The organism is Kitasatospora purpeofusca (assembly GCF_000718025.1).
In the GTDB taxonomy this organism is placed as follows: domain Bacteria; phylum Actinomycetota; class Actinomycetes; order Streptomycetales; family Streptomycetaceae; genus Kitasatospora; species Kitasatospora purpeofusca.
Genome location: NZ_JODS01000026.1, coordinates 50,222 through 75,533 on the forward strand (window position 1 = coordinate 50,222; position 25,312 = coordinate 75,533).

The 25,312-nt window shown below is 72.4% G+C and carries 23 protein-coding genes and 2 pseudogenes; 23 read left to right on the top strand and 2 right to left on the bottom strand.

From position 1 onward, the window contains the following. Positions 1-52 precede the first annotated feature (52 nt). Positions 53-1,972: an ATP-dependent zinc metalloprotease FtsH gene (gene ftsH / locus IF01_RS0130075; protein ID WP_030396734.1), complete on the top strand. Its 1,920-nt coding sequence runs from the start codon at positions 53-55 to the stop codon at positions 1,970-1,972. Positions 1,973-2,097: 125 nt separating this feature from the next. Here ftsH and IF01_RS0130080 read toward each other — a convergent pair whose 3' ends face one another. After that, the gene (locus tag IF01_RS0130080) at positions 2,098-2,898 is read right to left on the bottom strand and encodes a class I SAM-dependent methyltransferase (RefSeq protein WP_037781673.1); all 801 of its coding nucleotides are present in this window, start codon (positions 2,896-2,898) and stop codon (positions 2,098-2,100) included. 220 nt (positions 2,899-3,118) lie between these two features. Between IF01_RS0130080 and proS the strand changes: the two genes are divergently transcribed. The 18 genes and pseudogenes from proS to IF01_RS0130170 all read left to right on the top strand — a co-directional run bounded on the left by proS (position 3,119) and on the right by IF01_RS0130170 (position 20,210). Further along, positions 3,119-4,531 carry a proline--tRNA ligase gene (gene proS, locus IF01_RS0130085; RefSeq protein WP_030396736.1) on the top strand — a complete coding sequence of 471 codons (1,413 nt, stop codon included), beginning with the start codon at positions 3,119-3,121 and terminating at the stop codon, positions 4,529-4,531. 544 nt (positions 4,532-5,075) lie between these two features. Next, positions 5,076-5,654, top strand: coding sequence for a hypothetical protein (locus IF01_RS0130090; protein ID WP_030396737.1), 579 nt, complete (start codon positions 5,076-5,078; stop codon positions 5,652-5,654). Between the two features lie 513 nt (positions 5,655-6,167). Continuing rightward, entirely contained in the window at positions 6,168-6,590 is a 423-nt protein-coding gene (rpsP, locus tag IF01_RS0130095) for a 30S ribosomal protein S16 (RefSeq protein ID WP_030396738.1), read from the top strand. Positions 6,591-6,592: 2 nt separating this feature from the next. Further along, on the top strand, positions 6,593-6,832 hold the full coding sequence (locus tag IF01_RS0130100; RefSeq protein WP_030056773.1) for an RNA-binding protein: 240 nt from the start codon (positions 6,593-6,595) through the stop codon (positions 6,830-6,832). 132 nt (positions 6,833-6,964) lie between these two features. Beyond that, positions 6,965-7,603: a ribosome maturation factor RimM gene (gene rimM, locus IF01_RS0130105; protein WP_030396739.1), complete on the top strand. Its 639-nt coding sequence runs from the start codon at positions 6,965-6,967 to the stop codon at positions 7,601-7,603. Between the two features lie 119 nt (positions 7,604-7,722). Continuing rightward, complete coding sequence (trmD, locus tag IF01_RS0130110) at positions 7,723-8,541, top strand: tRNA (guanosine(37)-N1)-methyltransferase TrmD (protein WP_030396740.1); 819 nt, start codon at positions 7,723-7,725, stop codon at positions 8,539-8,541. A 154-nt stretch (positions 8,542-8,695) separates the two neighbouring features. Then, positions 8,696-9,046: a 50S ribosomal protein L19 gene (rplS, locus tag IF01_RS0130115; RefSeq protein WP_030396741.1), complete on the top strand. Its 351-nt coding sequence runs from the start codon at positions 8,696-8,698 to the stop codon at positions 9,044-9,046. Between the two features lie 78 nt (positions 9,047-9,124). Continuing rightward, positions 9,125-10,075: a signal peptidase I gene (gene lepB / locus IF01_RS0130120; RefSeq protein ID WP_063764332.1), complete on the top strand. Its 951-nt coding sequence runs from the start codon at positions 9,125-9,127 to the stop codon at positions 10,073-10,075. Positions 10,076-10,217: 142 nt separating this feature from the next. Continuing rightward, complete coding sequence (gene lepB, locus IF01_RS0130125) at positions 10,218-11,096, top strand: signal peptidase I (protein ID WP_341845511.1); 879 nt, start codon at positions 10,218-10,220, stop codon at positions 11,094-11,096. A 239-nt stretch (positions 11,097-11,335) separates the two neighbouring features. After that, positions 11,336-12,343, top strand: a complete 1,008-nt coding sequence (lepB, locus tag IF01_RS0130130) for a signal peptidase I (RefSeq protein WP_030396744.1) — start codon at positions 11,336-11,338, stop codon at positions 12,341-12,343. A 148-nt stretch (positions 12,344-12,491) separates the two neighbouring features. Next, positions 12,492-13,241, top strand: a complete 750-nt coding sequence (gene lepB / locus IF01_RS42500; RefSeq protein WP_063764333.1) for a signal peptidase I — start codon at positions 12,492-12,494, stop codon at positions 13,239-13,241. A 118-nt stretch (positions 13,242-13,359) separates the two neighbouring features. Then, entirely contained in the window at positions 13,360-13,833 is a 474-nt protein-coding gene (locus IF01_RS0130140; RefSeq protein ID WP_030396746.1) for an NUDIX hydrolase, read from the top strand. A 55-nt stretch (positions 13,834-13,888) separates the two neighbouring features. After that, a complete protein-coding gene (locus IF01_RS0130145; RefSeq protein ID WP_030056781.1) occupies positions 13,889-14,215 on the top strand; it encodes a DUF2469 domain-containing protein in 327 nt (108 codons plus the stop codon). Positions 14,216-14,566: 351 nt separating this feature from the next. Further along, positions 14,567-15,022 (top strand): YraN family protein, encoded by a 456-nt coding sequence (locus tag IF01_RS0130150; RefSeq protein ID WP_030396747.1) that lies wholly within the window; start codon positions 14,567-14,569, stop codon positions 15,020-15,022. Next, positions 15,023-16,615, top strand: a pseudogene (locus IF01_RS0130155) (YifB family Mg chelatase-like AAA ATPase); the annotation flags it as partial. A gap of 275 nt (positions 16,616-16,890) precedes the next feature. Beyond that, positions 16,891-18,099: a DNA-processing protein DprA gene (dprA, locus tag IF01_RS0130160; protein WP_078880443.1), complete on the top strand. Its 1,209-nt coding sequence runs from the start codon at positions 16,891-16,893 to the stop codon at positions 18,097-18,099. Between the two features lie 343 nt (positions 18,100-18,442). Beyond that, positions 18,443-19,417, top strand: a complete 975-nt coding sequence (gene whiG / locus IF01_RS0130165) for an RNA polymerase sigma factor WhiG (RefSeq protein ID WP_341845512.1) — start codon at positions 18,443-18,445, stop codon at positions 19,415-19,417. 220 nt (positions 19,418-19,637) lie between these two features. Beyond that, entirely contained in the window at positions 19,638-20,210 is a 573-nt protein-coding gene (locus tag IF01_RS0130170) for a TetR/AcrR family transcriptional regulator (RefSeq protein WP_030396751.1), read from the top strand. A 181-nt stretch (positions 20,211-20,391) separates the two neighbouring features. On the opposite strand, the pseudogene IF01_RS51390 reads toward IF01_RS0130170, so the two are convergent. Further along, a pseudogene (locus IF01_RS51390) lies at positions 20,392-21,009 on the bottom strand (peptidoglycan DD-metalloendopeptidase family protein); the annotation flags it as partial. Positions 21,010-21,526: 517 nt separating this feature from the next. Between IF01_RS51390 and rpsB the strand changes: the two are divergent. The 4 genes from rpsB (at position 21,527) to frr (ending at position 25,092) form a co-directional block, all read left to right on the top strand. Beyond that, positions 21,527-22,444, top strand: a complete 918-nt coding sequence (rpsB, locus tag IF01_RS0130175; RefSeq protein ID WP_030396752.1) for a 30S ribosomal protein S2 — start codon at positions 21,527-21,529, stop codon at positions 22,442-22,444. Between the two features lie 129 nt (positions 22,445-22,573). Next, complete coding sequence (gene tsf / locus IF01_RS0130180; protein WP_030396753.1) at positions 22,574-23,413, top strand: translation elongation factor Ts; 840 nt, start codon at positions 22,574-22,576, stop codon at positions 23,411-23,413. Positions 23,414-23,675: 262 nt separating this feature from the next. After that, on the top strand, positions 23,676-24,440 hold the full coding sequence (pyrH, locus tag IF01_RS0130185; RefSeq protein WP_030396754.1) for a UMP kinase: 765 nt from the start codon (positions 23,676-23,678) through the stop codon (positions 24,438-24,440). A gap of 94 nt (positions 24,441-24,534) precedes the next feature. After that, positions 24,535-25,092 (top strand): ribosome recycling factor, encoded by a 558-nt coding sequence (gene frr, locus IF01_RS0130190; RefSeq protein WP_030396755.1) that lies wholly within the window; start codon positions 24,535-24,537, stop codon positions 25,090-25,092. Positions 25,093-25,312: the final 220 nt, after the last annotated feature.

The window sequence follows — 25,312 nt, forward strand, 5'->3', positions numbered from 1 at the left end:
GGAGCGGCGTTGCGGTTGGAGGCGCCGAGCGGATGTCCGTATTGTCCGACAGGTGACTGATCCCGTGCCGCCGCGCCAGACCCCCGACCAGCCGTGGCGTTCAGAAGGGGCCCCGCCCCCGCCACCCCCGCGCCGCAGGATGCCCGGCGGCTGGACGGGCCTCGTCCTGACCGCGCTCGTGGTGTTCCTGATCAGCGATCTGCTGCTGTCCTTCTTCGGCCCCGGCGGCGCCACCACGATCTCCTACACCGAGTTCAACAACCAGCTGAACAAGGGCAACATCACCAAGATCTACTCCAAGGGCGACGCGATCGAGGGCACCCTCAAGAACGCCGAGCCGAAGCCGGACGGCGGCAAGGGCACCTACACCGAGTTCGACACCCAGCGGCCGGTCTTCGCCGGGGACAACCTCTGGACCACCCTCCAGCAGCAGGGCGTCGAGGTCACCGCGTCGCCGGTCGTCCAGCAGCGCAGCTTCCTCGCCAACCTGCTGATCTCACTGGCCCCGATGCTGCTGCTGATCCTGGTCTGGGTGCTGCTCGCCCGCCGGATGGCCGGCGGCCTCGGCGGCGGCGCGCTCGGCCGCAAGGCCCCGCCCAAGCCGGTCACCGCCGAGGCCGGCCGGCGCACCACCTTCGCCGACGTGGCCGGCATCGACGAGGTCGAGGCCGAACTCAGCGAGGTGGTCGACTTCCTGAAGAACCCGCAGCAGTACCGCCGGCTCGGCGCCAAGATGCCGCGCGGCGTCCTGCTCAGCGGCCCGCCCGGCACCGGCAAGACCCTGCTGGCCCGGGCCGTCGCGGGCGAGGCGGACGTGCCGTTCTTCTCGGCCTCCGCCTCCGAGTTCATCGAGATGATCGTCGGCGTCGGCGCCAGCCGGGTGCGCGAACTCTTCGCCGAGGCCCGCAAGGTCGCCCCGGCGATCGTCTTCATCGACGAGATCGACACCATCGGCCGGCAGCGCGGCAGCGGCGGCGGGATGGGCGGCCACGACGAGCGCGAGCAGACGCTCAACCAGATCCTCACCGAGATGGACGGCTTCAGCGGCTCCGAGGGCGTCATCGTCATCGCCGCCACCAACCGGGCGGACGTGCTCGACCCGGCCCTGCTGCGCCCCGGCCGCTTCGACCGGCGGATCACCGTCAGCCCGCCGGACCGCGACGGCCGCGCGGCCATCCTGCGGATCCACTCCCGGCACGTCCCGCTGGCCGGCGACGCCGACCTCGGTCAGCTGGCCAAGGTGACCCCCGGCATGACCGGCGCCGAACTGGCCAACCTGGTCAACGAGGCGGCGCTGCTGGCGGTCAAGCGCCGCCAGGACGCGGTGAACGAGCGCGACCTCTCGGACGCGCTGGAGAAGGTCCAGCTGGGCGCCGTCCGACCGCTGGTGATGCCGCAGGCCGAACGCGAGCGGACGGCGTACCACGAGAGCGGCCACGCCCTGCTCGGCATGCTCCAGCCGGGCGCGGACCCGGTCCGCAAGATCACCATCGTGCCGCGCGGCCGCGCCCTCGGGGTCACCCTGTCCACCCCGGAGACCGACCGGTACTCCTACACCGAGCCCTACCTGCGCGGCCGGATCATCGGCGCACTCGGCGGGATGGCGGCCGAGCAGGTGGTCTACGGGGTCATCACCACCGGGGCGGAGAGCGACCTGGAGCAGGTCACCAACATCGCCCGCGGCATGGCCGGCCGGTGGGGCATGAGCGAGCGGGTCGGCCGGCTCACCGCGGTGCCGTCCGACCCGCAGGGGGCGTACGGGCTCTCCGCCGCGCCGACCACGCTGGACGCGGTGGACGAGGAGGCCCGGCGGATCGTCGCGGAGTGCTACGACGAGGCGGTGCGGCTGCTGACCGAGCAGCGGGCCCGGCTGGACGCGCTGGCGGCGGCGCTGCTGGAGGCGGAGACGCTGGACGAGGAGGCGGCCTACCGGGCGGCGGGGGTGCCCCGGAAGACGCTCGACCAGGCCTGAGCCGGGGGTCCCGGCCGCGGGCGGTCCCGGTTCCCGGTTCCCGGGCGGAGGGGCGTGCATCAAGGTGACGCGCGCCCCTCCGTCGTTGCCGCACTGCGGCCGCCGGGGGCTCGGCGGGGCCGCTGTCAGCGGGGACGTTCGGCGATCAGGTAGCGGAAGACGTTCGCCATCCGCACCGTCCCGTCCGCCCGCAGGTAGGGCTGCAGCGCCTCCTCCAGCTCCTTCGCGACCAGCGGCGCCCCGGAGAACTCCGCCGCCGCGTCGTACAGCCCGGTGGAGAGCAGCCCGCGCACGGCACTGTCCAGGTCCGGGTAGGCGAAGGGGCAGCCGACCCGCCCGCCGCCCGCCGGGCGCAGGCCGGTCCCGGCGAGCAGGTCCTCCAGCGCCCCGGGCGGGCTCAGCTCGAACGGGTCGCGCGCGCCGCTGCGCCGGGCCATCCGCCGGGCGACGTCCAGGACGGCCGCGCTCTCGCAGCGCTCCCTGGGTCCCCAGGCGGCCAGCACCACGTGTCCGCCGGGCAGTACCGACCGGGCCGCCGCCGCGACCGTCCGGCGCGGTTCGCCCGCCGGCGGCGGCTGCTCGAAAACGGTGACCAGCGAATAGGCCGAGCGGGCGACATCAGCGGTCGGCGGGTGACCCGCGCCGACCCGCAGACCGCGTCCGCCGGCCAGTGCGCGCAGCTCGCCGTCCCGTTCCAGACCGGTCACCTGGGCGCCCCGTCCGGCCGCCAGCAGCAGGGCGAGACCGGAGCGGCAGCCCAGGCCCAGCACGCTGGTCGCCGGACCCACCTCCAGCCGGTCGTGGACGGCCTCGTAGAGCGGTACCAGCATCCGTTCCTGGATCTCCGCCCAGTCCCGGGCCCGGGCGTTGTCCTGCCCGGTGCCTCGGGGTACTGCGGTCGTGCCGATCACCCCAGCTGAAGCCATCGCGGCCTCCCATCCGGTCTTTCGAGGTGCTGCTCCGAACCCCCCTCGACGTCCCGCCCCACTCCAGCGAACAGCGGCTCGGGCGCGGCGTCCAGAGGGGTGCGGGGTGGTGCGCGCGCGTCGGGGGCGTGCGCCCCGGTGCGGGACACCGAGGACGGGGCCCGGACGGCGGCCCGGAACGGATTCGAAGTCGGGGGCCCGCTCCCCGTACGATTCGCCCATGGCTAAGGCACCCGTTCTCACCCCCCAGGCGGAAGACTTCCCGCGCTGGTACCAGGACCTCATCAACAAGGCCGAGCTGGCCGACAACGGTCCGGTGCGCGGCACCATGGTCATCCGACCGTACGGCTACGGCCTGTGGGAGCGGATGCAGCAGGAGATGGACGCCCGGATCAAGAAGGCGGGTGCCCAGAACGCCTACTTCCCGATGTTCATCCCGCAGTCGTACCTGACCAAGGAGGCCGAGCACGTCGAGGGCTTCGCCCCCGAGCTCGCGGTGGTCACCCACGGCGGTGGCAAGCAGCTGGACGAGCCGGTCGTCGTCCGGCCGACCTCCGAGACCATCATCAACGAGTACTTCTCGAAGTGGGTGCAGAGTCACCGCGACCTGCCCCTGCTGATCAACCAGTGGGCCAACGTGGTCCGTTGGGAGCTGCGTCCGCGCGTCTTCCTGCGCACCACCGAGTTCCTCTGGCAGGAGGGCCACACGGCCCACGCCACCTACGAGGACGCGCGCGACTACGCCTCGATGATCCACACCCAGGTCTACGGCGACTTCATGACCAACGTGCTCGGCATCGACGTCGTGCTCGGCCGCAAGACCGCCAAGGAGCGCTTCGCGGGCGCCATCAACACCCTCACCCTCGAGGGCATGATGGGCGACGGCAAGGCGCTGCAGATGGGCACCAGCCACGAGCTGGGCCAGAACTTCGCCAAGGCGTTCAACACCACCTACCAGCTCCAGGGTGCCGAGCGCGAGTACGTCTGGCAGACCTCCTGGGGCGTCTCGACCCGTATGGTCGGCGGCCTGATCATGTCCCACGGCGACGACAACGGCCTGCGCGTCCCGCCGCGGCTCGCCGCCGTCCAGGCCGTCGTGCTCGCCATCAAGGGCGACGACGCGGTGATCGCCAAGGTCCGTGAGATCGGTGCCGCTCTGGAGGCCGCCGGCATCCGCGTGGTCGTCGACGACCGCACCGACACCCCGTTCGGCCGCCGCGCGGTCGACTGGGAGCTCAAGGGCGTTCCGCTGCGGATCGAGGTCGGCCCGCGCGACCTGGAGAACGGCACGGCCATGCTGGCCCGCCGGATCCCGGGCGGCAAGGAGCCGGTCTCGATCGACTCGCTGGTGTCGATCCTCCCGGGCATCCTGGACGAGGACCAGGCCCTGCTGCTGCGTCAGTCGCGCGAGCGCCGCGAGGCCCGCACGGTGGACGTGACCAACCTGGACGAGGCCGTCGAGGCCGCCGCCACCGGCTGGGGCCGGATCTCCTGGGCCGAGCTGGGCCCGGAGGGCGAGGCCAAGCTGGCCGAGCAGGGCGTTTCGGTCCGCTGCATCGTGGCCGCCGACGGCTCGGTGCCGCAGACGGACGACCAGGACGGCAACATCGCGATCGTCGCGCGCGCCTACTGACCGTTCGGTGGCTTCCGCGGCAGCGTCCGCGATCGCTTCCGGGCGGTGTCCGGGGTGGCGTCCGAGGTGGCGTCCGGGGCGGTGTCCGGGGTGGCTTCCGGTGGTGTCCGCGGCGCTTCCCGTGCGCGAAGGATGTTGCCGTAAAACGATGCCCGGCGACGCGTTCTGACGGTTCTCGACCTTGCCGACAGGAAATTCGAACGTCCGATGAGCGGTGTTGTTCCACGGACGTCTCACCTGTCGACATCCCTACTGGTCGGTCAACTGCCGGTATTAACGGAATAGCGGTACGGTGTACGGCCCGTGGCCCTGTCAACTCGACAGGACCGCGGGCCGTACGTCCTGGGGGCGACAGCCCGTCTCCGGGCGGAATTGACGAGGCGCCCGTCGAGCTCGACGGGGCCCGAACCTGTAGGGGGTTGGTCTTGCGTCAGATCCGGAACGCGCATTTCGCGCGAGGTCGCACATTCCTGAGAGTTTCCTGGGAAATCCCGGGGAACGGGAACACGCGGAACATCAGCTCCTACTCCATCGTTGGTCTAGCGTGAGCACGACACAGCCCCTCGTTCTCGCGGCCGAACTGGCCGCCGCCTGGAGTGACATCCAGGCCTACCACCAGGACCTCCCCGACCTCGCCTCGCCCGAGGCGCTGATCGGCGAGTCCTCCTCGGCCTGTGGCACCCGGCTCGGTTTCGAGCGGCTGCTCCACGAGGCTGCCCACGGTCTGGCCGCGGCCCGGGACATCCGGGACACCTCGCGCGCCGGCCGCTACCACAACCGGCGCTTCCTGCTCCTGGCCTCCGAGCTGGGCCTGGCGCACCCGGTCGAACCGCACGCCAGTAGCGGCTTCTCCCAGGTGACCATGCTCAAGGAGACCCGCGAGCGGTACGCCGACACCATCGAACGCCTGGACCGCGCCCTCGGCGCGCACCAGGAGGCGGTGGCCGGCGAGGGTGCCTCGCGCGCCTTCCGCGGCCCGGCCGCCCGGCACGGCTCCTCCGGGGGCGGCGTCCGGGTGAAGGCGGTCTGCGGCTGCGGGCGCAACGTCCGGGTCGTCCCGTCGGTGCTCGCCCAGGCGTCCATCGTCTGCGGCGCGTGCCAGCAGCCGTTCAAGATCGCGTAACGCGGGTCGCGTCACGCGAGCGGTGCAACGCGCGTTGCGCAGTCCGGGTCGAGTGATCCGGGTCGCGCAGTTCACGTGATTGCGCAGTTCGGGAAGTTCCGGGACTCGGGGAGACCTGAGGCCCGGGGAACCAGGAGAGCCGGCCGGCGACTGTGCGGGCAGTGGTCCGGCCGCAGTGACGAACGGTGACCGCAAGGGGATCCGCAGGGGGTCTGCGGATGTCCGCGGGCGATCGGCCGACAGTCGGCCGGTGGTCCGGGAGGCGGTCCACCGCGATCCGCCAGGGAGGTGCGCCGCGAAGGCGCACGTGTTGGGCTGACCGGGAGCGGGGGCTCCCGGTCGACCTGTTTTCGGGGGTAGGGCGCCCTTGTGGCAGAATGGACCGCTGAGTACCCGGCAGCCGGGCAGGACCCCTCTCTCCTACGGCTGGCGTGTCCCTTGAACGGCCCACCACGCAACCCCACGCGAGGGCAGGGCCGCTCACCCACGTCAACACCAGGAGAATCCACTCCCGTGGCAGTCAAGATCAAGCTGAAGCGTCTCGGCAAGATTCGCTCCCCGCACTACCGCATCATCGTCGCCGACGCCCGCACCAAGCGTGACGGCCGTGCGATCGAGGAGATCGGCCTCTACCAGCCGACCTACAACCCCTCGAAGATCGAGGTCGACAGCGACCGCGCCCAGTACTGGCTGTCCGTCGGCGCCCAGCCGACCGAGCCCGTGCTCGCGATCCTGAAGCTGACCGGCGACTGGCAGAAGTTCAAGGGCCTGCCGGCCCCGGCGCCGCTGCTGGTTGCCGAGCCGAAGGTCGAGGACTTCTCGCACCTGTTCGCCAAGGCCGTCGCTGGCTTCGAGGACGCCACCACCGGTGTCGCCATCACCCCGAAGGCCAAGAAGTCGGACAAGGCCGAGGCCGACGCCGACGCCGAGGCCTGAGCGTGATCGAGGATGCCCTCGACCACTTGGTGAAGGGCATTGTCGAGCACCCCGACGAGGTGCAGGTGCGCTCGCGCAACCTGCGTCGGGGCAACACCATCGAGGTGCGGGTGCACCCCGATGACCTCGGCAAGGTGATCGGCCGGGGTGGTCGTACGGCTCGTGCTCTGCGCACGGTCGTCGGCGCCCTCGGCGGTCGCAACGTCCGGGTCGACCTGGTCGACGTGGACAACATTCGCTGATCCGGCTGCTCGTTCAGCCGTCAGGGTTTCGAGGCCGGCCGGGACGCATGTCGTCCCGGCCGGCTTTCGCCGTTCCGGCGGCAAATCCGTAACTCCGCAACTCCGCAGCACTCATCCAGGAGAACGATCACCGTGCAGCTCGTCGTCGGCAAGATCGGCCGCGCCCACGGCATCAAGGGGGACGTCAGCGTCGAGGTCCGCACCGACGAGCCCGAGCTCCGGCTCGGGCCCGGTGCCGTCCTGTTCACCGACCCGGCCTCCGCGGGTCCGCTGACCGTCGAGTCGGGCAAGGTCCACAGCGGGCGGCTGCTGCTGCGGTTCGCCGGCGTCAAGGACCGCAACGCCGCCGAGGAGCTGCGGGGCACGATCCTGATCGCCGAGGTGGACCCGGAGGAGCGTCCGGACGACCCGGAGGAGTACTACGACCACCAGCTGATCGGCCTGGACGTCGTCCTGCTCGACGGCACCCTGGTCGGTGAGCTCACCGAGGTGGTCCACCTGCCGTACCAGGACCTGCTCACGGTGCGGAAGCCGGACGGTACGGAGGCGCTGGTGCCCTTCGTCACCCGGATCGTGCCGACCATCGACCTGGAGAACCAGCGCGCGGTGATCGACCCGCCGGTCGGGCTGATCGACCTGGGCCAGGCCGAGGTCGCGGCCGGTGACGGCACTGGTGACGGTGCTGCTGGTGACGGCGCTGGTGACGGCGCCGAGGCCGGTGCCGGTGACGACGCTGCTGCCGACGCCGGTGACGCGGAGGAATCGCGTTGAGCACTGAGGAAGGCGCGGCGGCCGTGACGGCGGACGCGGGGGAGCCTGTGGGCGTGTCCGCGGAGTCGTCTGCGGAGTCGTCCGCGGTGTCGTCCGAGCGGCCCTCCGTGCGGGACGGGATGCGGATCGACGTCGTGTCGATCTTCCCCGAGTACCTGGAGCCGCTGAACATCTCGCTGGTCGGCAAGGCCCGCGCCCGCGGCCAGCTCGACGTGCACGTCCACGACCTGCGGGACTGGACGCACGACGTGCACCGGACCGTCGACGACAGTCCGTACGGCGGCGGCCCCGGCATGGTGATGAAGCCCGAGCCGTGGGGCGAGGCCCTGGACGCGGTGCTCGGCCAGGGGCCGGAGGGCGAGGTGCCGACCCTGGTGGTGCCCACCCCCAGCGGCCGGCCGTTCACCCAGGAACTCGCGCAGGAGCTGGCCGGCCGGCCCTGGCTGGCGTTCACCCCGGCCCGGTACGAGGGCATCGACCGGCGGGTCATCGAGGAGGCGGCCACCCGGATGCCGGTGGTCGAGGCGTCGATCGGCGACTATGTGCTGGCCGGCGGCGAGGTCGCGGTGCTGGTCATGGTCGAGGCGATCGCCCGGCTGCTGCCCGGCGTGCTCGGCAACGCCGAGTCCCACCGGGACGACTCCTTCGCGCCCGGCGCGATGGCCGACCTGCTGGAGGGGCCCGTCTACACCAAGCCCGCCGAGTGGCGCGGCCGCACCGTGCCGGACGTCCTGCTGAGCGGGAACCACGGCCGGATCGCCCGCTGGCGCCGCGAGCAGGCCTTCGCCCGCACGCTGGCGAACCGGGCGGACCTGGTGGCGCGCTGGCGGCACGCGGACTTCGACAAGAAGGACCGCGAGGCGCTCAGCGTGCTCGGCCTGGCCTGGGACGAGCACCTCGGCCGATTTCGGTCCGCGGCCGATGGTGTGGAAGAATAGGCCGCTGCTGTCTGTCGCTGGGCTCCTCCCGTAGGGGTCACGTGGTCCGTCGCCCCCGCCACGGGGGGCTCGTCGGTAACCGGTGCGGCCCGCAGCGAACCCCATTTGTGACGACTTCCGTGGGCGGCCCGTGGCGCCTGCGATGGAGAGCAACATGAGCAACAAGCTCGCTGCTGTCGACGCGGCCTCGCTGCGTAGCGACATTCCGGCCTTCCGCGCCGGTGACACCCTGAAGGTTCACGTCCGGGTCATCGAGGGCAACCGCTCCCGTGTCCAGGTCTTCCAGGGCGTCGTCATCCGCCGTCACGGCGCCGGCATCGGTGAGACCTTCACCGTTCGCAAGGTCAGCTTCAACGTCGGTGTCGAGCGCACCTTCCCGGTGCACACCCCGATCGTCGAGAAGATCGAGGTCGTGACCCGCGGTGCGGTTCGCCGCGCCAAGCTGTACTACCTGCGTGACCTCCGCGGCAAGGCCGCGAAGATCAAGGAGAAGCGCGACCGCTGATCCACCGGCCCCCGGCACTGCCGGGGGATCGGGATCGCTCTGGGGGGCCGAGCTGCCGCACGGTAGGCTCAGCCCCCGATGAGCACGCACGAACCACCCGCGGACCGCGACGGCCGTCCCGCACCCACCGGTGCGGACTCGCCGACGCGGTCCGCGGTCGTTTCCGCGCCCGACGCCAGGGTGGCGCCCGATGCGGGGGAGGCGGTCGACCGGGGGCCGCAGGACGGCCCGGGCGCCGCGGGTCCGTCGGGCGCCTCGGACGGGCTGGACGGTCTGGGCGGCTTGGACCGCGCGGCCGACGGGGCCGACGCGGACGGCGGGGCCACTGCGGACGAGGACCCGGGGGAGGGCGGGCGCTCGCGCTCGCGCGAGCTGTTGCTGCTCACCGGTATCTGCCTGTTCGTACTGCTGCTGGTGAACGCCTTCGTGGCGCGCCCGTTCTCGGTGCCCTCCGAATCGATGGAGAACACCCTGCGCCCGGGTGACCGCCTGATCGTGAACAAGCTCTCCTACGCCTTCGGCGGCCATCCGCGCCGCGGCGACGTGGTCGTCTTCGACGGCACCGGCTCCTTTCTGCGCAAGCCCCTCGAACCCGCGGGCCTCGGGACCTCGCTGCGCTCCTTCGGCCGGGAGGTCGGACTGGTCCCGGCCGGTGACTCCGTCTACGTGAAGCGGGTCGTCGGCATCGGCGGCGACCGCGTCACCAGCGCCGGCCCGGGCCACCCGATCACCGTCAACGGTGTGCCGGTCGACGAGTCCGGCTTGCTCTTCCCGGGGGACGAGCCGTCCAATGTGGCCTTCGACGTGGTGGTGCCGCCCGGCAAGCTCTGGGTGATGGGCGACCACCGCAGTGCCTCCCGCGACTCCCGCGACCACCTCGGCGAACCGGGGGGCGGCTTCGTCCCGGAGTCCAAGGTGATCGGGCGGGCCGCCTGGGTGGTCTACCCGGTCGGACACTGGGCCGACCTGGACCGGCCGGACGCCTACGCCGCTGCAGAAGGGACGGGCGGCCATGGGGAGCAGGGGTAGGGGGCGGCTCGCCGACCGCCCGGACGCCGGCTCCGAGCCCTCGGCCGGAGCCGGCTCCGGCTCCGGGACGGTGGGCGGGTCCGGGACGGAAGCCGGGGCCGGGGAGCCCACCTGGGCCGGGACGCGGGAGGCCGGCGGATCGGTGGGCACTGCCGACGCAGCCGATGCCCCGGTGGTGCGCGGCCGCGCCGAGCGCCGCCGCACCGCTCGCAGGGCGGCCCGTCGCCGCAGGCGCTCCCATCTGCGGGAGATCCCGCTGATCATCGTGGTGGCGCTGGTCGTCGCGCTGGTGATGAAGACCTTTCTGGTGCAGGTCTTCGTGATCCCCTCGGGATCGATGGAGCAGACGATCCTGATCGGGGACCGGGTTCTGGTCGACAAGTTCACTCCCTGGTTCGGCGCCGAGCCGGAGCGCGGCGAGGTCGTGGTGTTCAAGGACCCGGGCGGCTGGTTGGAGAACCAGCACGGGGCGTCGACGGACGGTGCGCTCCTGCGCGGGGCCAAGCAGGTGCTGACCTTCGTCGGACTGCTGCCCTCCGACAGCGAGCAGGACCTCATCAAGCGGGTGATCGGGGTCGGCGGCGACACGGTCGAGTGCTGCGACGAGCAGGGCAGGCTCCTCCTCAACGGCAAGCCCCTGGACGAGCCCTACCTCGCGTCGGGCAATCCGCCGTCGCGGCAGCCGTTCAAGGTGAAGGTGCCGCCGGGGCGGCTCTGGGTGATGGGCGACCACCGGGACGTCTCCGCCGACTCCCGTTTCCACATGGGAAATCCGGGCCAAGGCACGATTCCGGTGAGCGGGGTGCTGGGGCGGGCGTTCATGATCGCCTGGCCGGTCGGCCGGGTTCATCAACTTGATGTGCCGGTTTCACTCTCCTCGGTGGCGCGGGGTCCGACGGACCCCGGAACTGCGCGGAACGCGGTGGGTGTTGACCCGATCCCTGAGGAACCTCCGCTCGTTATGGGTGTGTTGGGCATCCTTCCGCTCGTCGGCCGCCGGGTGGGACGACCCAGGCTGTAGGCCCGGCCGGGCCGGTGGACGGTCGGAACGCGCGCGTGGGACCGCGAGCCGGATGTCCGGGAGTGATAGAGAAGTGCTGGGTGCGGCCGTTGCGACGAGCCGCGCCCGACGGCTGTGCCGGTGTCGGACACCCCGCAGGGGCGGTTCCGGCGGGCGCGGCCGATCGTGGAACGTGGTGCCCGCTGTGCGGCACTGTGAGCGCGGACGCGCAGGCGTCCGCACAGCAGGGAGGAGACGTTGTGGGGGATTTGGTGATCGGCGCCCGCTCGGGCGCCGGAGAGCCCGAGGGTGTCGGCGGCCGGGCGGCCCGGTCCGCGGATGCCGCGGCGCCTACGGCCTCGGCCGAGGACGCGGCGGCCCATTCCGCGGACGAACACGGCGACGGCACGGACGACGTCTCGAAGCCCACCCCGGACAGCACCGAGCCGGCGGGCGGCACCGAGGACCAGCCGGAGCGGAAGGAGCGCAAGCCGCGGTCGTTCTGGAAGGAACTGCCGATCCTCATCGGCATCGCCCTCGTGCTGGCGCTCGTGATCAAGACGTTCTTCGTCCAGGCGTTCTCCATTCCGTCGGAGTCGATGCAGAACACGCTCCAGGTCGGTGACCGGGTCCTGGTGGACAAGCTCACCCCGTGGTTCGGCGCCGAGCCGGAGCGCGGCGAGGTCGTGGTGTTCCACGACCCGGGCGGCTGGCTGGCGGACGAGCCCACCAACGAGAGCAGCAACTCCTTCGTCCGGGGCGTCCAGAACGTGCTGAGCTTCGTCGGCCTGATGCCGTCCGACAACGAGAAGGACCTCATCAAGCGCGTCATCGCGGTCGGCGGGGACACCGTCGAGTGCGAGGGCGAGGGCCCGGTGAAGGTCAACGGGATCGCGCTCAACGAGCCTTACGTCTATCCCGGCAACACCCCCTGCGGGACCAAGCCCTTCGGTCCGGTGAAGGTCCCGGACGGCCGGATCTGGGTGATGGGCGACCACCGCGCCGACTCGCTCGACTCGCGCTTCCACATGGACCAGCCGGGTGGCGGCACAGTCCCGGTGGACGATGTGATCGGGCGTGCCTTCGTGGTGGCCTGGCCGATCAACCGCTGGGCGACGCTGCCGGTGCCGGACACCTTCGACCAGAAGGGGCTTGCGGCGGCGGCCCTGCCCGCGATTCCGGCCGCGGCCGGTGCCGTGGGCGCCGTCGCACTGCTCCCGCTGGTCCGCCGGCGGTGGAACGGGACGGACCGCGACGACCGGTCCTGACGACGGCCGGGGGCGCCCGGGTCTTGCGCGGGCCGTGGTACCGACGAGTAATCTGCTCGGACGTGCCACGGCCCGCCGGGTTTTCCGCCCGTCGTCCCGGCGCGGCGCCGTGGGCGTTTCCGGGTCGGTCTGGGTTTGGACGGTATCGATGAGCAGTGTCGTGGAACGCGCGACCGACAATCCGCCGATCGCTGCCCGCCGCCGGCGCGGACCCGCGGCCGTGGCCCAGGGAGTACTGCTCGGCCTCGGGCTGGTCCTGCTGATCGGCGGCTTCGCGGTGATCGCCGTGAGTTACCGGCCCTACAACATCCCGACCGCCTCGATGGCGCCCACCCTCCAGGCCCAGGACACCGTCCTGGCCAGGAAGTCCGACGGCTCGGACATCGGGCGGGGCGACGTGGTGGTCTTCCGCGACCAGGCCTGGGGCGGCGAGCTCATGGTCAAGCGCGTGGTCGCGGTCGGAGGGGACACCGTCGCGGTCGGCGAGGGCGACCGGCGGCTGACCGTGAACGGCAAGCCGGTGGACGAGCCCTACCTCGCCGGCACAGGTGCCCAGGGCGCCTCCTTCAATGTGGAGGTGCCGCCCGGCCGGCTCTTCCTGCTCGGTGACAACCGGCTCGGCTCGCTCGACTCCCGGGTGCACCTGGAGACGGACGGCGGGACCGTCCCGGCCACCGAGGTGCAGGCCAGGGTGGAGGCCACCGTGCTGCCGTTCGGCCGGATGGCGCTGCTGAGCGGCACCTCGGCGTTCGACGCGATCGACGGGCACCGGCCGGCGGGCCCGGGGCCGCTGGAGCCCGCGTTCTGGGCGAGCGTCGTAGGCGCGGCGACGATCGTCGTGACCTCGACGGTGGGCGGTGCGGTGGGCCTGGCGCGCCGCCGTCGCCGCACCGCCTGACCCCGGCCGGTGCCGCCCGCGCCGGGACCGCTCTGCCGAACCTCGCCCCGGACGACCGCGCCGGGTGGCAGGATCGGGGGAACGACCGGGGCGGACGGAGGGAGCGTGGAGGCTCGTCATGGCGGCACAGCGGCGCAGGGCCTCGCGGATCCTGCTGCTCGACGGGCAGGACCGACTGCTGCTCTTCCATGGCTCGGACCCGGCGACGCCCGGCGTCACCTGGTGGTTCACCCCCGGCGGGGGACTGGAGCAGGGGGAGAACGTCCGGGACGCCGCCGAGCGGGAGCTGGTGGAGGAGACCGGGTTGCGCGGCGTGGAGCTGGGACCGGTGGTCGCGTACGGCAATGCTTCGTTCTCCTATCAGGGGCAGCGGTTCGAGCAGGAACAGTGGTTCCACCTGGCCCGGACGACACGGACGGTGCTGGACCACTCGGGCATGGGCGAGGACGAACACGCCCAGTTGCTCGCGGCGCGCTGGTGGACGGTCGAGGAATTGCGGTCCACCTCCGAGACGGTCTATCCGGTCGGACTGGTGGACTTTCTGGAGCGGCTGTTGACCGAGGGGCCGCCGGTCGCCCCGGTACGGCTCTGAGGGTGAGTGCGGTGGTCCACAATGGGTGGACGTGACAAGTTGAGGGGACGCCTGGATGAGTGCCGAAGATCTCGAAAAGTACGAGACCGAGATGGAGCTCAAGCTCTACCGGGAGTACCGGGACGTCGTCGGCCTGTTCAAGTACGTGATCGAGACCGAGCGACGGTTCTACCTCACCAATGACTACGAGCTGCAGGTGCACTCGGTACAGGGCGAGGTCTTCTTCGAGGTGTCGATGGCGGATGCGTGGGTCTGGGACATGTACCGGCCGGCCCGGTTCGTCCGCAAGGTCCGGGTGCTGACCTTCAAGGACGTGAACATCGAGGAACTCGCGAAGAGCGATCTGGAGCTGCCCTCGGACGAGTCCGGCTTCGGGAACTGACGTTGGACCGCCCGGTCCCCGGATGTCCAGGGGAATTTCGGATATTCCGGAATTCTCACTCCCGTGGGTGACAGGAGTTATCCACAGGCCCGGGTTTTCCACAGGAAATAACAACCCTCTGGTCCGCTTCCGGATCGCACGGCAGCCTCCCCGTCGGAGGTGGTCACCGTGCAGGACATCGAGCGCGCCACGCGCCAGCAGACCGAGAAGGCCCGGCGGGACGGGCAGTCACGCCGACGGGCGGCACGCGCCCCGGCGGGAGGCCCTGCGGGAGGCCCGCCCCCGCAGGCCGACCCGGGCTCCGTCACGCCCGCATCCGCTCCGACCGAGCCCGCCCCGCCCGTAACGGCCCTGCCCGCGCCCGCCGGGGTCGGACCGGCGAGGCTCGGCAACACCGGCCTCGGCCGCTACGGCGAGAGCGTGGCTGCCCGCCGGCTCGCCGAGGAGGGGCTGCGCATCCTCGACCGCAACTGGCGGTGCGTGGAGGGCGAGCTGGACATCGTCGCCCTCGACGGCGACACGGTGGCGGTCTGCGAGGTCAAGACCCGCTCCGAGCGGAGCTTCCAGCAGCCCAGCGAGGCCATCGACCACATCAAGGCGGACCGGCTGCGCCGCCTGGCCGAGCGCTGGATGTCCGAGCGCTGGCCCGGCCACTTCGCCCGGCTGGCGGGGCCCGAGTACCGGCCCGGCCCCACCGACCCGCCATGGGCGCCCGTCCCGCCGGGCGGCGTCCGGATCGACCTCGTCGCCGTCATCAACCGGGTCCGCGGCGCGGCCACGGTCGACCACCTGCGGGGGGTGGTCTAGATGGCCTTCGCCCGGACGTGTTCCGTGGCCCTGGTCGGGGTCGACGGGGTGATTGTCGAGGTCCAGGCCGACCTGGAGCCCGGGGTGGCGGCGTTCACCCTGGTCGGCCTGCCCGACAAGGCGCTCTCCGAGGCCCGCGACCGGGTCCGCGCGGCGGTCGTGAACAGCGGCGAGGCCTGGCCGCAGCGCAAACTGACCGTAGGACTGAGCCCGGCGTCGGTGCCCAAGAGCGGCAGCGGCTTCGACCTCGCCGTGGCCTGCGCCGTACTGGCCGCGGCCGAACGGCTCGACCCCTCGGCGATCGCCGACCTGCTGCTCATCGGGGAGCTGGGGCTGGACGGGCGGGTGCGTCCGGTCCGCGGGATCCTCCCGTCGGTGCTGGCGGCCGCCGACGCCGGCTACGAGCGGGTGGTGGTCGCCGATCAGACGGCCGCCGAGGCCGAGCTGGTCCCCGGAGTGAGCGTGATCGGCGTGCGCAGCCTGCGCCAGCTGATCGCCGTGCTCACCGGCGCCCCCGAGCCGGAGGAGCCCCCCGACCGCCTCGTCGGGCGCCCCGACCCGCTGATGGCGGGCCTCATGCTCCCCAGCGCCGGGGTGCGCGGCCTGCCCGACGAGGCGGCCGCCCGGATGGACCTCGCCGACGTGGCCGGACAGTACGAGGCCCGCCGGGCCCTGGAGATCGCCGCCGCCGGCGGTCACCACCTCTACCTCAAGGGCCCGCCGGGCGCGGGCAAGACGATGCTGGCGGAGCGGCTGCCGGCGCTGCTCCCGAGGCTGACCCAGAAGGAAGCGCTGGAGGTCACCGCGGTCCACTCCGTCGCCGGCCTGCTCCCGGCCGGCCGGCCGCTGATCGACCGCGCGCCCTACTGCTCCCCGCACCACTCGACCACCATGCCCGCCATCGTCGGCGGCGGCAGCGGCCTGCCGAGACCGGGTGCGGTCTCGCTGGCCCACCGAGGGGTCCTGTTCCTCGACGAAGCGCCCGAGTTCCCCGTCCGGGTCCTGGACGCGCTTCGCCAACCGCTCGAAGCCGGCGAGGTGGTGATCGCGCGGTCCGCCGGATCGCTCCGGCTGCCCGCCCGCTTCCTGCTCTGTCTGGCAGCCAACCCCTGTCCGTGCGGGCGCCACTCGCGGCGGGGCGAGGGGTGCGAGTGCACGCCCGCCATGGTCAGCCGCTACCAGGGCAGGCTGTCCGGCCCACTGCTCGACCGGGTCGACCTCCAGGTCCAGGTCGCCCCGGTGACCAGGGCCGAGCTGATGCAGCGCGACACCTCGGCGGAGACCACCGAGGTCGTCGCGGCCCGCGTACTGGCGGCGCGTGAGCGCGCGGCGGCCAGGCTCGCGGGCACACCGTGGCGGACCAACGCCGAGGTCCCCGGACACGAGCTGCGCACCCGCTGGCAGCTGGCGCCGGGCGCGCTGAATGACGCGGCGCGCCAGCTGGAGCGGGGACTGCTGACCGCCCGGGGTCTGGACCGGGTGCTGCGGGTCGCCTGGACCGTCGCCGACCTCGCCGGCCGGGACCGCCCCGAACAGCGCGACATCCGGACTGCCCTCGTGCTGCGCACCGGGGTGGAACAGGGGCTTCCACTGACGGAGCAGTTCTTCCGCAGTCCGAGGCCCGCCGCCGACCGCCCGGACCGTGCCGACGACCCCGACCGGTCCGACGACCTCGCCGAGAACCTGACGGGCGACCGTTCCGGCGACGGGTCGGACGAGCGGCCGGAGGAGCGACCTCAGGAGTCACCGGACGCCCGGGCCGGACGCCGTCCCACCCGCTCCCGGTCCGCCCGCCGCCCGCCCGAACCCACCCCCACCGAGAAGCCCGAGAAGCCCGAGAAGCCCGAGAAGCCCGAGGGGAGCGGCACATGAGTCTCACCGCGAACAACCTCCCGCAGCACCCGCCCACCGATCCGGCAGCCGTCCCCGAGCCGGGGCCGCAGGCCCGGTCCCGGCCCGAGCCGGAGCGCCTCGCCAGGGCGGCGCTCAGCCGGCTCGGCGAACCGGGGGACGCCACGCTCGGCCGCTGGCTCGCCCGCCTCGACGCACTGGACGTCGTACGGGCGATCCGGGGCGACGCCCCGGCCGAGCAGCTGGGCGTGGACAGCGCCAGACTGGCGGCCTTCCGGGCCCGGGCGGTCGACCTCGATCCGGTCGCCGATCTGGAGCGGGTGCGCGCGGTCGGCGGGCGCTTCATCATTCCGGGCGACACCGAGTGGCCGAGCCAGCTGGACGACCTCGGGGAGGGTCGGCCCACCGGGCTCTGGGTGCTCGGGACGGGGTCGCTGCGCCTGCTCGCCCTGCGATCGGTCGCGGTGGTCGGGGCCCGGGCCTGCACGGCGTACGGTGCGCACGTCGCCGGTGATCTCGCCGCACAGCTCGCCGAGCGCGGCTGGGTGGTCGTGTCCGGCGGCGCCTACGGGATCGACGCGGCCGCCCACCGGGGCGCGCTGGCGGTCGGCGGTCCGACGGTCGGTGTCCTGGCCTGCGGGGTGGACGTGGCCTACCCGCGGGGCAACACCGCGCTGATCCGCCGGATCGCCGAACAGGGACTGCTGGTGAGCGAGCTTCCGCCGGGGGAGCACCCGACCAGGTTCCGGTTCGTGCTGCGCAACCGGGTGATCGCGGCGCTGACCCGCGGCACCGTGGTGGTCGAGGCGGCGCTGCGCAGCGGGGCGCTCAGCACCGCCAGACGCGCCCGCGACCTCAACCGGCACACCATGGGTGTGCCCGGGCCGGTCACCTCGGAACTCTCCGCCGGGGTGCACGCGCTGATCCGCAGCGGCGCCGCCGCGGTCGTGACCGACGCGGCCGAGGTCGCCGAGCTGATCGGAGCGATCGGTGAGGACCTGGCGCCGCAGCGCAGCGGGCCGGTGCTGCCCAGGGACCTCCTGGAGCCTGAGGCCGCACGGGTCCTGGAGGCTGTGCCGGCCACCGCGGAGGGTGCGCCGGTGGAGCGGTTGGCCCGACAGTCGGGACTTCCGCCGGACGAGGTGCTCCAGCGGCTCTACGAGCTGGGCTCGCTCGGCCATGTCGAGCGCCACGGCGCGCACTGGCGCCTGGTGCGGAGGAGGTGACGGCCCGTCCGGACGGTGACGGCGGAACGGCTCGGGGGCCAGCATGGGGGCGGTGTGGGGCGGAGCGTCAGGAGGACGCGCCCCCGAAGGGCGACCGGGAGGAGGACGAGGAAGGGCGCGGGGTTGACGGGGCGGAACGGCCGGGCGGGGCGGGCATCCGGTTCGTCCACCCCCGGTGCCCGGGTGGGGCGACACGAACGCCACCGGATCGGGGGACGACCGAGTGGCGGTAGCACTCTGCAGCGAGTCGGTCACGCTACGCTCGCCATGCCTTCCCTATCAGCACATGACTCGGCAGAACGGCGCAGACCAACGTATGCCCACACACATTCCCGGACACCGAGTGACCGGTGGCGCCCGGTCCTCGGGAGGGCCGCGCACCGAGCGGCGGACCGCGACCGAGTACCCGTCCAAGTCCACGGGTGCGATGGGGGCCCTGGCGCGGCAGGGCGGCCGTCCGGCGCTCACCGGGGCGCACGACGACCGCCCGGACGCGCCCGGCGCTCCCGCCGACACGGCCGCCCCCGCGTCCGCCGGGGCGCCGGCTCCCCGCCGCGAGCGCACGGCGCTCGAAGAGCTCTGGCGCTCCTACAAGGAGACGGCCGATCAGCGGCTGCGGGAGCAGCTGATCCTGCACTACTCACCGCTCGTCAAGTACGTGGCGGGCCGGGTCGGGGTCGGCCTGCCGTCCAATGTCGAGCAGGCCGACTTCGTCTCCTCCGGTGTCTTCGGGCTGATCGACGCGATCGAGAAGTTCGACATCGAGCGGGCCATCAAGTTCGAGACCTACGCGATCAGCCGGATCCGCGGCGCGATCATCGACGAGCTGCGCGCGCTGGACTGGATCCCGCGCTCGGTGCGGCAGAAGGCGAAGGCGGTCGAGCGCACCTACGCGACGCTGGAGGCCCGGCTGCGGCGAACGCCGACCGAGCCCGAGGTCGCGGCCGAGATGGGCATCGCGATCGAGGACCTGCACACCATCTTCAGCCAGCTCTCGCTCGCCAACGTCGTCGCGCTCGACGAGCTGCTCCACCCCGTCGGCGACGGCGGCGACCGGCTGAGCCTGATGGAGACGCTGGAGGACCACGGGGCGGACGACCCGGTCGAGGTGGCCGAGGACCGGGAGCTGCGCCGACTGCTGGCGCAGGCGGTCAACACCCTTCCCGAACGGGAGAAGACCGTGGTGACGCTCTACTACTACGAGGGGCTGACGCTCGCCGAGATCGGCCAGGTCCTCGGGGTGACCGAGAGCAGGGTCAGCCAGATCCACACCAAGTCGGTGCTCCAGCTGCGCGCCAAGCTATCGGACATCCGGTAGCCGAACACCCTCGGCCGAAAACCGTCCCCGGTCGGACGCCCCTCGGCCGGACACGCCCCGGCCGGTCGTGGCGCGGACCGGTCGGTGCGCCGCGTACGCCGGGTCGGCGCCCCGCGCCCCGGAACGCATCCCTCCGTATCCGTCGCCGTACGCGGCACCGTACCGGCGGGATGTAGGGCTCCGTACAGTGGAGGGCGTGCCGAAGATCCGAGCAGCCAGTGTGGCCGAGCATCGCCAGATGCAGCGGGCAGCCCTCCTCGATGCTGCCCGCAGTCTCCTCACCGAGGGAGGCATGGAAGCCCTGACCTTTCCCGCGCTCGCCATGCGCACCGGGCTCGCGCGTTCCTCGGTGTACGAGTACTTCCGCTCCCGCGCGGCGGTGGTGGAAGCGCTCTGCGAGGTGGACTTCCCGCTGTGGGCCGCCGAGATCGAAGCCGGGATGGCGAGCCGGGACACCGCCGCCGAGCGGATCGAGACGTATGTCCGGAGCCAGCTCGCGCTGGCCGCCGATCCGCGCCACCGCGCGGTTGCGGCGATCTCCGCGCTGGAGCTGGACGACGCGGCCCGGGAGCGTATCCGGGCCGCGCACGGGACGCTGGTCGGGCTGGTGGTCCAGGCGCTCGAGGACCTCGGCCACGAGCAGCCCCGGCTGGCCGCCGCGCTGCTCCAGGGCATCGTCGAAGCGGCGGTGCGGCAGGCGGAGCACCGGGCCGCGGGCGGCCGGGCCGAGAGTCCCGAGGTGATCGCGGATGCCGCCGTCGCCCTCGCGCTGTACGGCCTCGGCCCGAGCTGAACCGCCGGGCTCCGAGGACGGCACGCGGTCCGGCCGGGGGGACCGGCGCGGCGGCGACGGTCGGTTCCGTCGGACGGTCGAGCGGGAGCAGTCGGGCCCGACCGCTCCCGAACAGGGCCGGCGGGTCGAGGTAGCGCTTCCCGCGCAGCAGGCCCCAGTGCAGGCAGGGACCGTCGGCGCAGTGGCCGCCGCCGGGGGCGAGCCGTCCGATCACCTGTCCGGCCGCCACGGCGGTCCCCACCGGGAGGGTGCCGTCCACCGGTAGATAGGTGGTCCGCAGCGGGGGAGCCGGCGGAGCCGCGGACGCCGAGGATCCCGTCGGCGCATGGGTGACCGTGACGACCGGCCGTCCGGCCACCGGCCCGGCGAACGTCACCACCCCCGGCGCGGCGGCGCGGACCTCCGCGCCGGCGGTTGCGGCCAGGTCGACGCCCCGGTGGCCCGCGCCCCACGGTCGCGCGGGCGGCTCGAAGCGGCCGACCACGGCGCCCGGCCTCCCGTCCGACCCGTCCACCGGCCACCACCGCCCGCCCTCACTCATCCCGGGAGCCCCGGTCTCTCCCGCGCCACCGGTCGTCGCCCCGGCCGCCCTGCCTGCGGCATGCCCGAGCGCCCCGGGCGCCCCGGGCGGGCCACCGGTCAGCAGGGCGACCGCCACCACCGTCACGACCAACACCACCCGCCGCCTCGCCCCCGTCCCGCCGCCCCTCCCGTCCGGAGCGGCACCAACGCCCACACTTGCGTCCACACCCACACCCACACCCACATCCACACCCACCACCCCCACGCCGACAGTCATGCCGCCGAGGCTCCCCGGGGCGGCCCGGCCCTGCCACCGGGGGCCCGTTTCCTGTGGACAACCGGCCCCTGGGGACAATGGCCATCCCTCCAACGGGTGGACCCCGGCAGGTTCACGGGAGCCCAACACCGCCGCCCGGGTGCCCCGGACCTGGCCGGTCCCCGCCCGCCCGCCTTCCGCGGAGTCGCTCGGCGCTCGGCGCTTCCCGTACACTTCACACGCGACCCGGTCCGCCGGGTCGACTTCGCACGCCCCGCCACCGGCGGTCGGACAGCGGCTCAGCCGCCGCCCCCGCCAGGTGCGAGTGCCGCTCGGTCCGCCGAGCCCGACCGGTCCCAGGACCGCCGGGGGAAGCGGCTCGGCACGTTCGGGGCGTCAGGCGTGGCTGTCACCTGGCCGCCACGGACAAAACCGAGCCTGACCCGGCCGTTCGCAACAGCCGAACGGGAAGCGCCATCGCGCGCCTCCCGTGACGCCGCTGCGTGGGAGCCGGGCGTAACACCTGAGGAGCACGGCTATGGCCGTCGTCACGATGCGGGAGCTGCTTGAGAGCGGCGTCCACTTCGGTCACCAGACCCGCCGCTGGAACCCGAAGATGAAGCGCTTCATCATCACCGAGCGCAACGGCATCTACATCATCGACCTCCTGCAGTCGCTGAACTACATCGACCGCGCCTTCGAGTTCATCAAGGAGACCGTTGCCCACGGCGGCAGCGTCCTCTTCGTCGGCACGAAGAAGCAGGCCCAGGAGGCCATCGCCGAGCAGGCCACCCGCGTGGGCATGCCCTACGTGAACCAGCGCTGGCTCGGCGGCATGCTGACCAACTTCTCGACCGTCTACAAGCGCCTGCAGCGCCTCAAGGAGCTCGGCGAGCTGGACTTCTCGGACGTGGCCGGTTCCGGCCTCACCAAGAAGGAGCTCCTGGTCCTCCAGCGCGAGCACGACAAGCTGGAGAAGACCCTCGGCGGTATCCGTGACATGCAGCGCGTTCCCAGCGCTGTCTGGATCGTGGACACCAAGAAGGAGCACATCGCGGTCGGCGAGGCCCGGAAGCTCAACATCCCGGTCGTCGCCATCCTCGACACCAACTGTGACCCCGACGAGGTCGACTACAAGATCCCGGGCAACGACGACGCGATCCGCTCCGTCACCCTGCTGACCCGCGTGATCGCCGACGCCGTCGCCGAGGGCCTCAAGTCCCGCGCGGGTGTCGCCAAGGGCGACGTCAAGGCCGAGCCGGGTGCCGACCAGCCGCTCGCCGACTGGGAGAAGGACATCCTGGAGGGCGAGAAGAAGGCTGAGGAGGCCCCCGCCGCCGACGCCGAGGCTGCCCCGGCCGCCGAGGCCGCCGCCGTCGAGGCCCCCGCCGCTGAGGCCGAGGCTGCCCCGGTCGCCGAGGCCCCCGCCGCCGAGGCTCCGGCCGAGCAGGCCTGACGTACCAAGGGTGAGGGGCACCCGCCGGTACGACACCGGTCGGTGCCCCTCTCTCCCGCGCCGGGGCCGAACCATCGGTCCCGGCGCTACTCCACGCAGACACGCGAGACGCGAGAAGAGATTCACACCATGGCGAACTTCACCGCCGCGGACGTCAAGAAGCTCCGTGAGCTCACCGGCGCCGGCATGATGGACTGCAAGAAGGCCCTGGACGAGGCCGAGGGCAACGTCGAGAAGGCCGTCGAGCTTCTGCGCATCAAGGGCCAGAAGGGCGTTGCCAAGCGTGAGGGCCGCGACGCCTCCAACGGTGCCGTCGCCGCGCTGATCGCCGAGGACAAGAAGTCCGGCGTCCTGGTCGAGCTGAACTGCGAGACCGACTTCGTCGCCAAGGGTGACAACTTCGTCCAGGTCGCCGACGCGATCGCCGCCCACGTCGCGAAGAGCGCCCCGGCCGACCTGGACGCCGCCCTGGCTTCCGAGATCGAGGCCGGCAAGACCGTCCAGCAGTTCGTGGACGAGGCCAACGCGACCCTGGGCGAGAAGATCGTCTTCCGCCGCTTCGCGCAGTTCGGTGGCGACGGCTTCGTCGCCGTCTACCTGCACAAGACCAGCCCCGACCTGCCGCCGGCCGTCGGCGTCCTCGTCGAGCTGGACAAGGAGAACGCCGAGGTCGCCAAGGACGTCGCGCAGCACATCGCCGCCTTCGCGCCGAAGTACCTGTCCCGCGAGGACATCCCGGCCGAGGACATCGAGAACGAGCGCCGCGTCGCCGAGGCCACCGCTCGCGAGGAGGGCAAGCCGGAGGCCGCCCTGCCGAAGATCGTCGAGGGTCGCGTCACCGGCTTCGTGAAGGAGAACTCCGTCCTGGAGCAGGCCTTCGCGAAGGACAACAAGAAGACCGTCGCCAAGGTCCTCGAGGAGAACGGCGTCGCCCTCAAGCGCTTCGCCCGCTTCCGCGTCGGCGCCTGAGCCACGTTCCACCGGTCCCCCCGGCCGTAGGCTGGGAACCGCCCCCCGCCCGCTGACCAGGGCCACGGGGAACGCGCCGTACGGGCTCACCCAGCGCCATCCGTTCACGGGCGAGCCGCGTCGGCGACATGAACGACGAGGAGGCCATTGCCGTGCAGGACACCGAACCGGTTCCCGCGGCAGTGGCCTCCTCGCGTGTACGCGCAGGCCGGGCACCCGCACACCCGCGCCTGTGAACCAGTAGGTGCAGAAGGAGAAGTCCATGCAGGAGACGCAGGAGACCGCGCGGGAGATCCAGGACGGCACGCGCCGCCGGGTAATGCTGAAGCTGTCCGGTGAGGCCTTCGCCGGCGGCGGCGGGCTCGGCGTCGATCCGGACGTCGTGCACGCGATCGCCCGTGAGATCGCCACGGTCGTCCGCGCGGGCACCGAGGTCGCCGTGGTGATCGGCGGCGGCAACTTCTTCCGCGGCGCCGAGCTCCAGGTCCGTGGTATGGACCGGGCCCGCTCGGACTACATGGGCATGCTCGGCACGGTCATGAACTGCCTGGCGCTCCAGGACTTCCTGGTCAAGGAGGGCATCGAGACGCGGGTCCAGACCGCCATCACGATGGGCCAGGTCGCCGAGCCGTACCTGCCGCTGCGCGCCGTCCGGCACCTGGAGAAGGGCCGCGTGGTGATCTTCGGCGCCGGTATGGGCATGCCCTACTTCTCCACCGACACCACGGCCGTCCAGCGGGCGCTGGAGATCCACGCCGATGTGCTGCTGATGGGCAAGAACGGCGTGGACGGCGTCTACGACTCCGACCCCCGCACCAACCCGGACGCGGTCAAGTTCGACGCGCTGGAGTACTCCGAGGTCATCGCGCGCGACCTCAAGGTGGCCGACCTCACCGCGATCACGCTGTGCAAGGACAACAACCTGCCGATGCTGGTCTTCGAGCTGCTTGCGGAGGGCAATATCGCGCGCGCGGTGAAGAGTGAGAAGATCGGCACACTCATCAGCCAGGATTCTGTCCGGGCCTGAGCAGTAACCAGCCGTACCGGACGGCGCCGCCGCGAGGCTCCGGCGCCCGACCCCGGTCGGGACACCAGCAGATGAACCGGACAGGGAGATCACAGTGATCGAAGAGACCCTCCTCGACGCCGAGGAGAAGATGGAGAAGGCCGTCGCCCACGCCAAGGACGACTTCGCCGCCATCCGCACCGGCCGCGCGCACCCGGCGATGTTCGCCAAGATCGTCGCGGAGTACTACGGCGCCGTGACGCCGATCAACCAGCTGGCCTCCTTCTCCGTTCCGGAGCCCCGGATGGCGGTCGTCTCGCCGTTCGACAAGACCGCGCTGAAGGCGATCGAGCAGGCGATCCGCGACTCCGACCTCGGCGTCAACCCGTCGAACGACGGCTCCATCATCCGGGTCGTGCTCCCCGAGCTGACCGAGGAGCGCCGCCGGGAGTTCATCAAGGTCGCCCGCGGCAAGGGCGAGGACGCCAAGGTCTCGATCCGCGCCGTCCGCCGCAAGGCCAAGGACGCGATCGACAAGCTGGTCAAGGACGGCGAGATCGGCGAGGACGACGGCCGTCGCGCCGAGAAGGAGCTCGACGACACCACGGCCAAGTACGTGGCCACCGTCGACGAGCTGCTGAAGCACAAGGAAGCCGAGCTGCTCGAGGTCTGATGAACGACGCCCCTGACGCCCCTGGCTATTGGGGCACGTCCGACCAGCAGTACCAGCCGTACCGTCCGCACGAGCCTGCGCAGGCCCCCGGCACGCCTGCGCAGGCCGCCGGTGAACCCGGCGCACCCGGCGCGTCCGGTCCGTCCGGCGCGCCCGCCGCCGGCGGGTACCCGGCGCAGCCGCCGCACGGGCAGTACGACCGGCCGGGGCAGTACGACCG

Excerpts from the sequence above, each read along its gene's own strand:
- IF01_RS0130080 (WP_037781673.1), bottom strand. The coding sequence starts at position 2,898 with ATGGCTTCAGCTGGGGTGATCGGCACGACCGCAGTACCCCGAGGCACC.
- proS (WP_030396736.1), top strand. The coding sequence starts at position 3,119 with ATGGCTAAGGCACCCGTTCTCACCCCCCAGGCGGAAGACTTCCCGCGC.
- trmD (WP_030396740.1), top strand. The coding sequence starts at position 7,723 with ATGCGGATCGACGTCGTGTCGATCTTCCCCGAGTACCTGGAGCCGCTG.
- rplS (WP_030396741.1), top strand. The coding sequence starts at position 8,696 with ATGAGCAACAAGCTCGCTGCTGTCGACGCGGCCTCGCTGCGTAGCGAC.
- lepB (WP_063764332.1), top strand. The coding sequence starts at position 9,125 with ATGAGCACGCACGAACCACCCGCGGACCGCGACGGCCGTCCCGCACCC.
- lepB (WP_063764333.1), top strand. The coding sequence starts at position 12,492 with ATGAGCAGTGTCGTGGAACGCGCGACCGACAATCCGCCGATCGCTGCC.
- IF01_RS0130140 (WP_030396746.1), top strand. The coding sequence starts at position 13,360 with ATGGCGGCACAGCGGCGCAGGGCCTCGCGGATCCTGCTGCTCGACGGG.
- IF01_RS0130145 (WP_030056781.1), top strand. The coding sequence starts at position 13,889 with ATGAGTGCCGAAGATCTCGAAAAGTACGAGACCGAGATGGAGCTCAAG.
- dprA (WP_078880443.1), top strand. The coding sequence starts at position 16,891 with ATGAGTCTCACCGCGAACAACCTCCCGCAGCACCCGCCCACCGATCCG.
- rpsB (WP_030396752.1), top strand. The coding sequence starts at position 21,527 with ATGGCCGTCGTCACGATGCGGGAGCTGCTTGAGAGCGGCGTCCACTTC.
- tsf (WP_030396753.1), top strand. The coding sequence starts at position 22,574 with ATGGCGAACTTCACCGCCGCGGACGTCAAGAAGCTCCGTGAGCTCACC.
- pyrH (WP_030396754.1), top strand. The coding sequence starts at position 23,676 with ATGCAGGAGACGCAGGAGACCGCGCGGGAGATCCAGGACGGCACGCGC.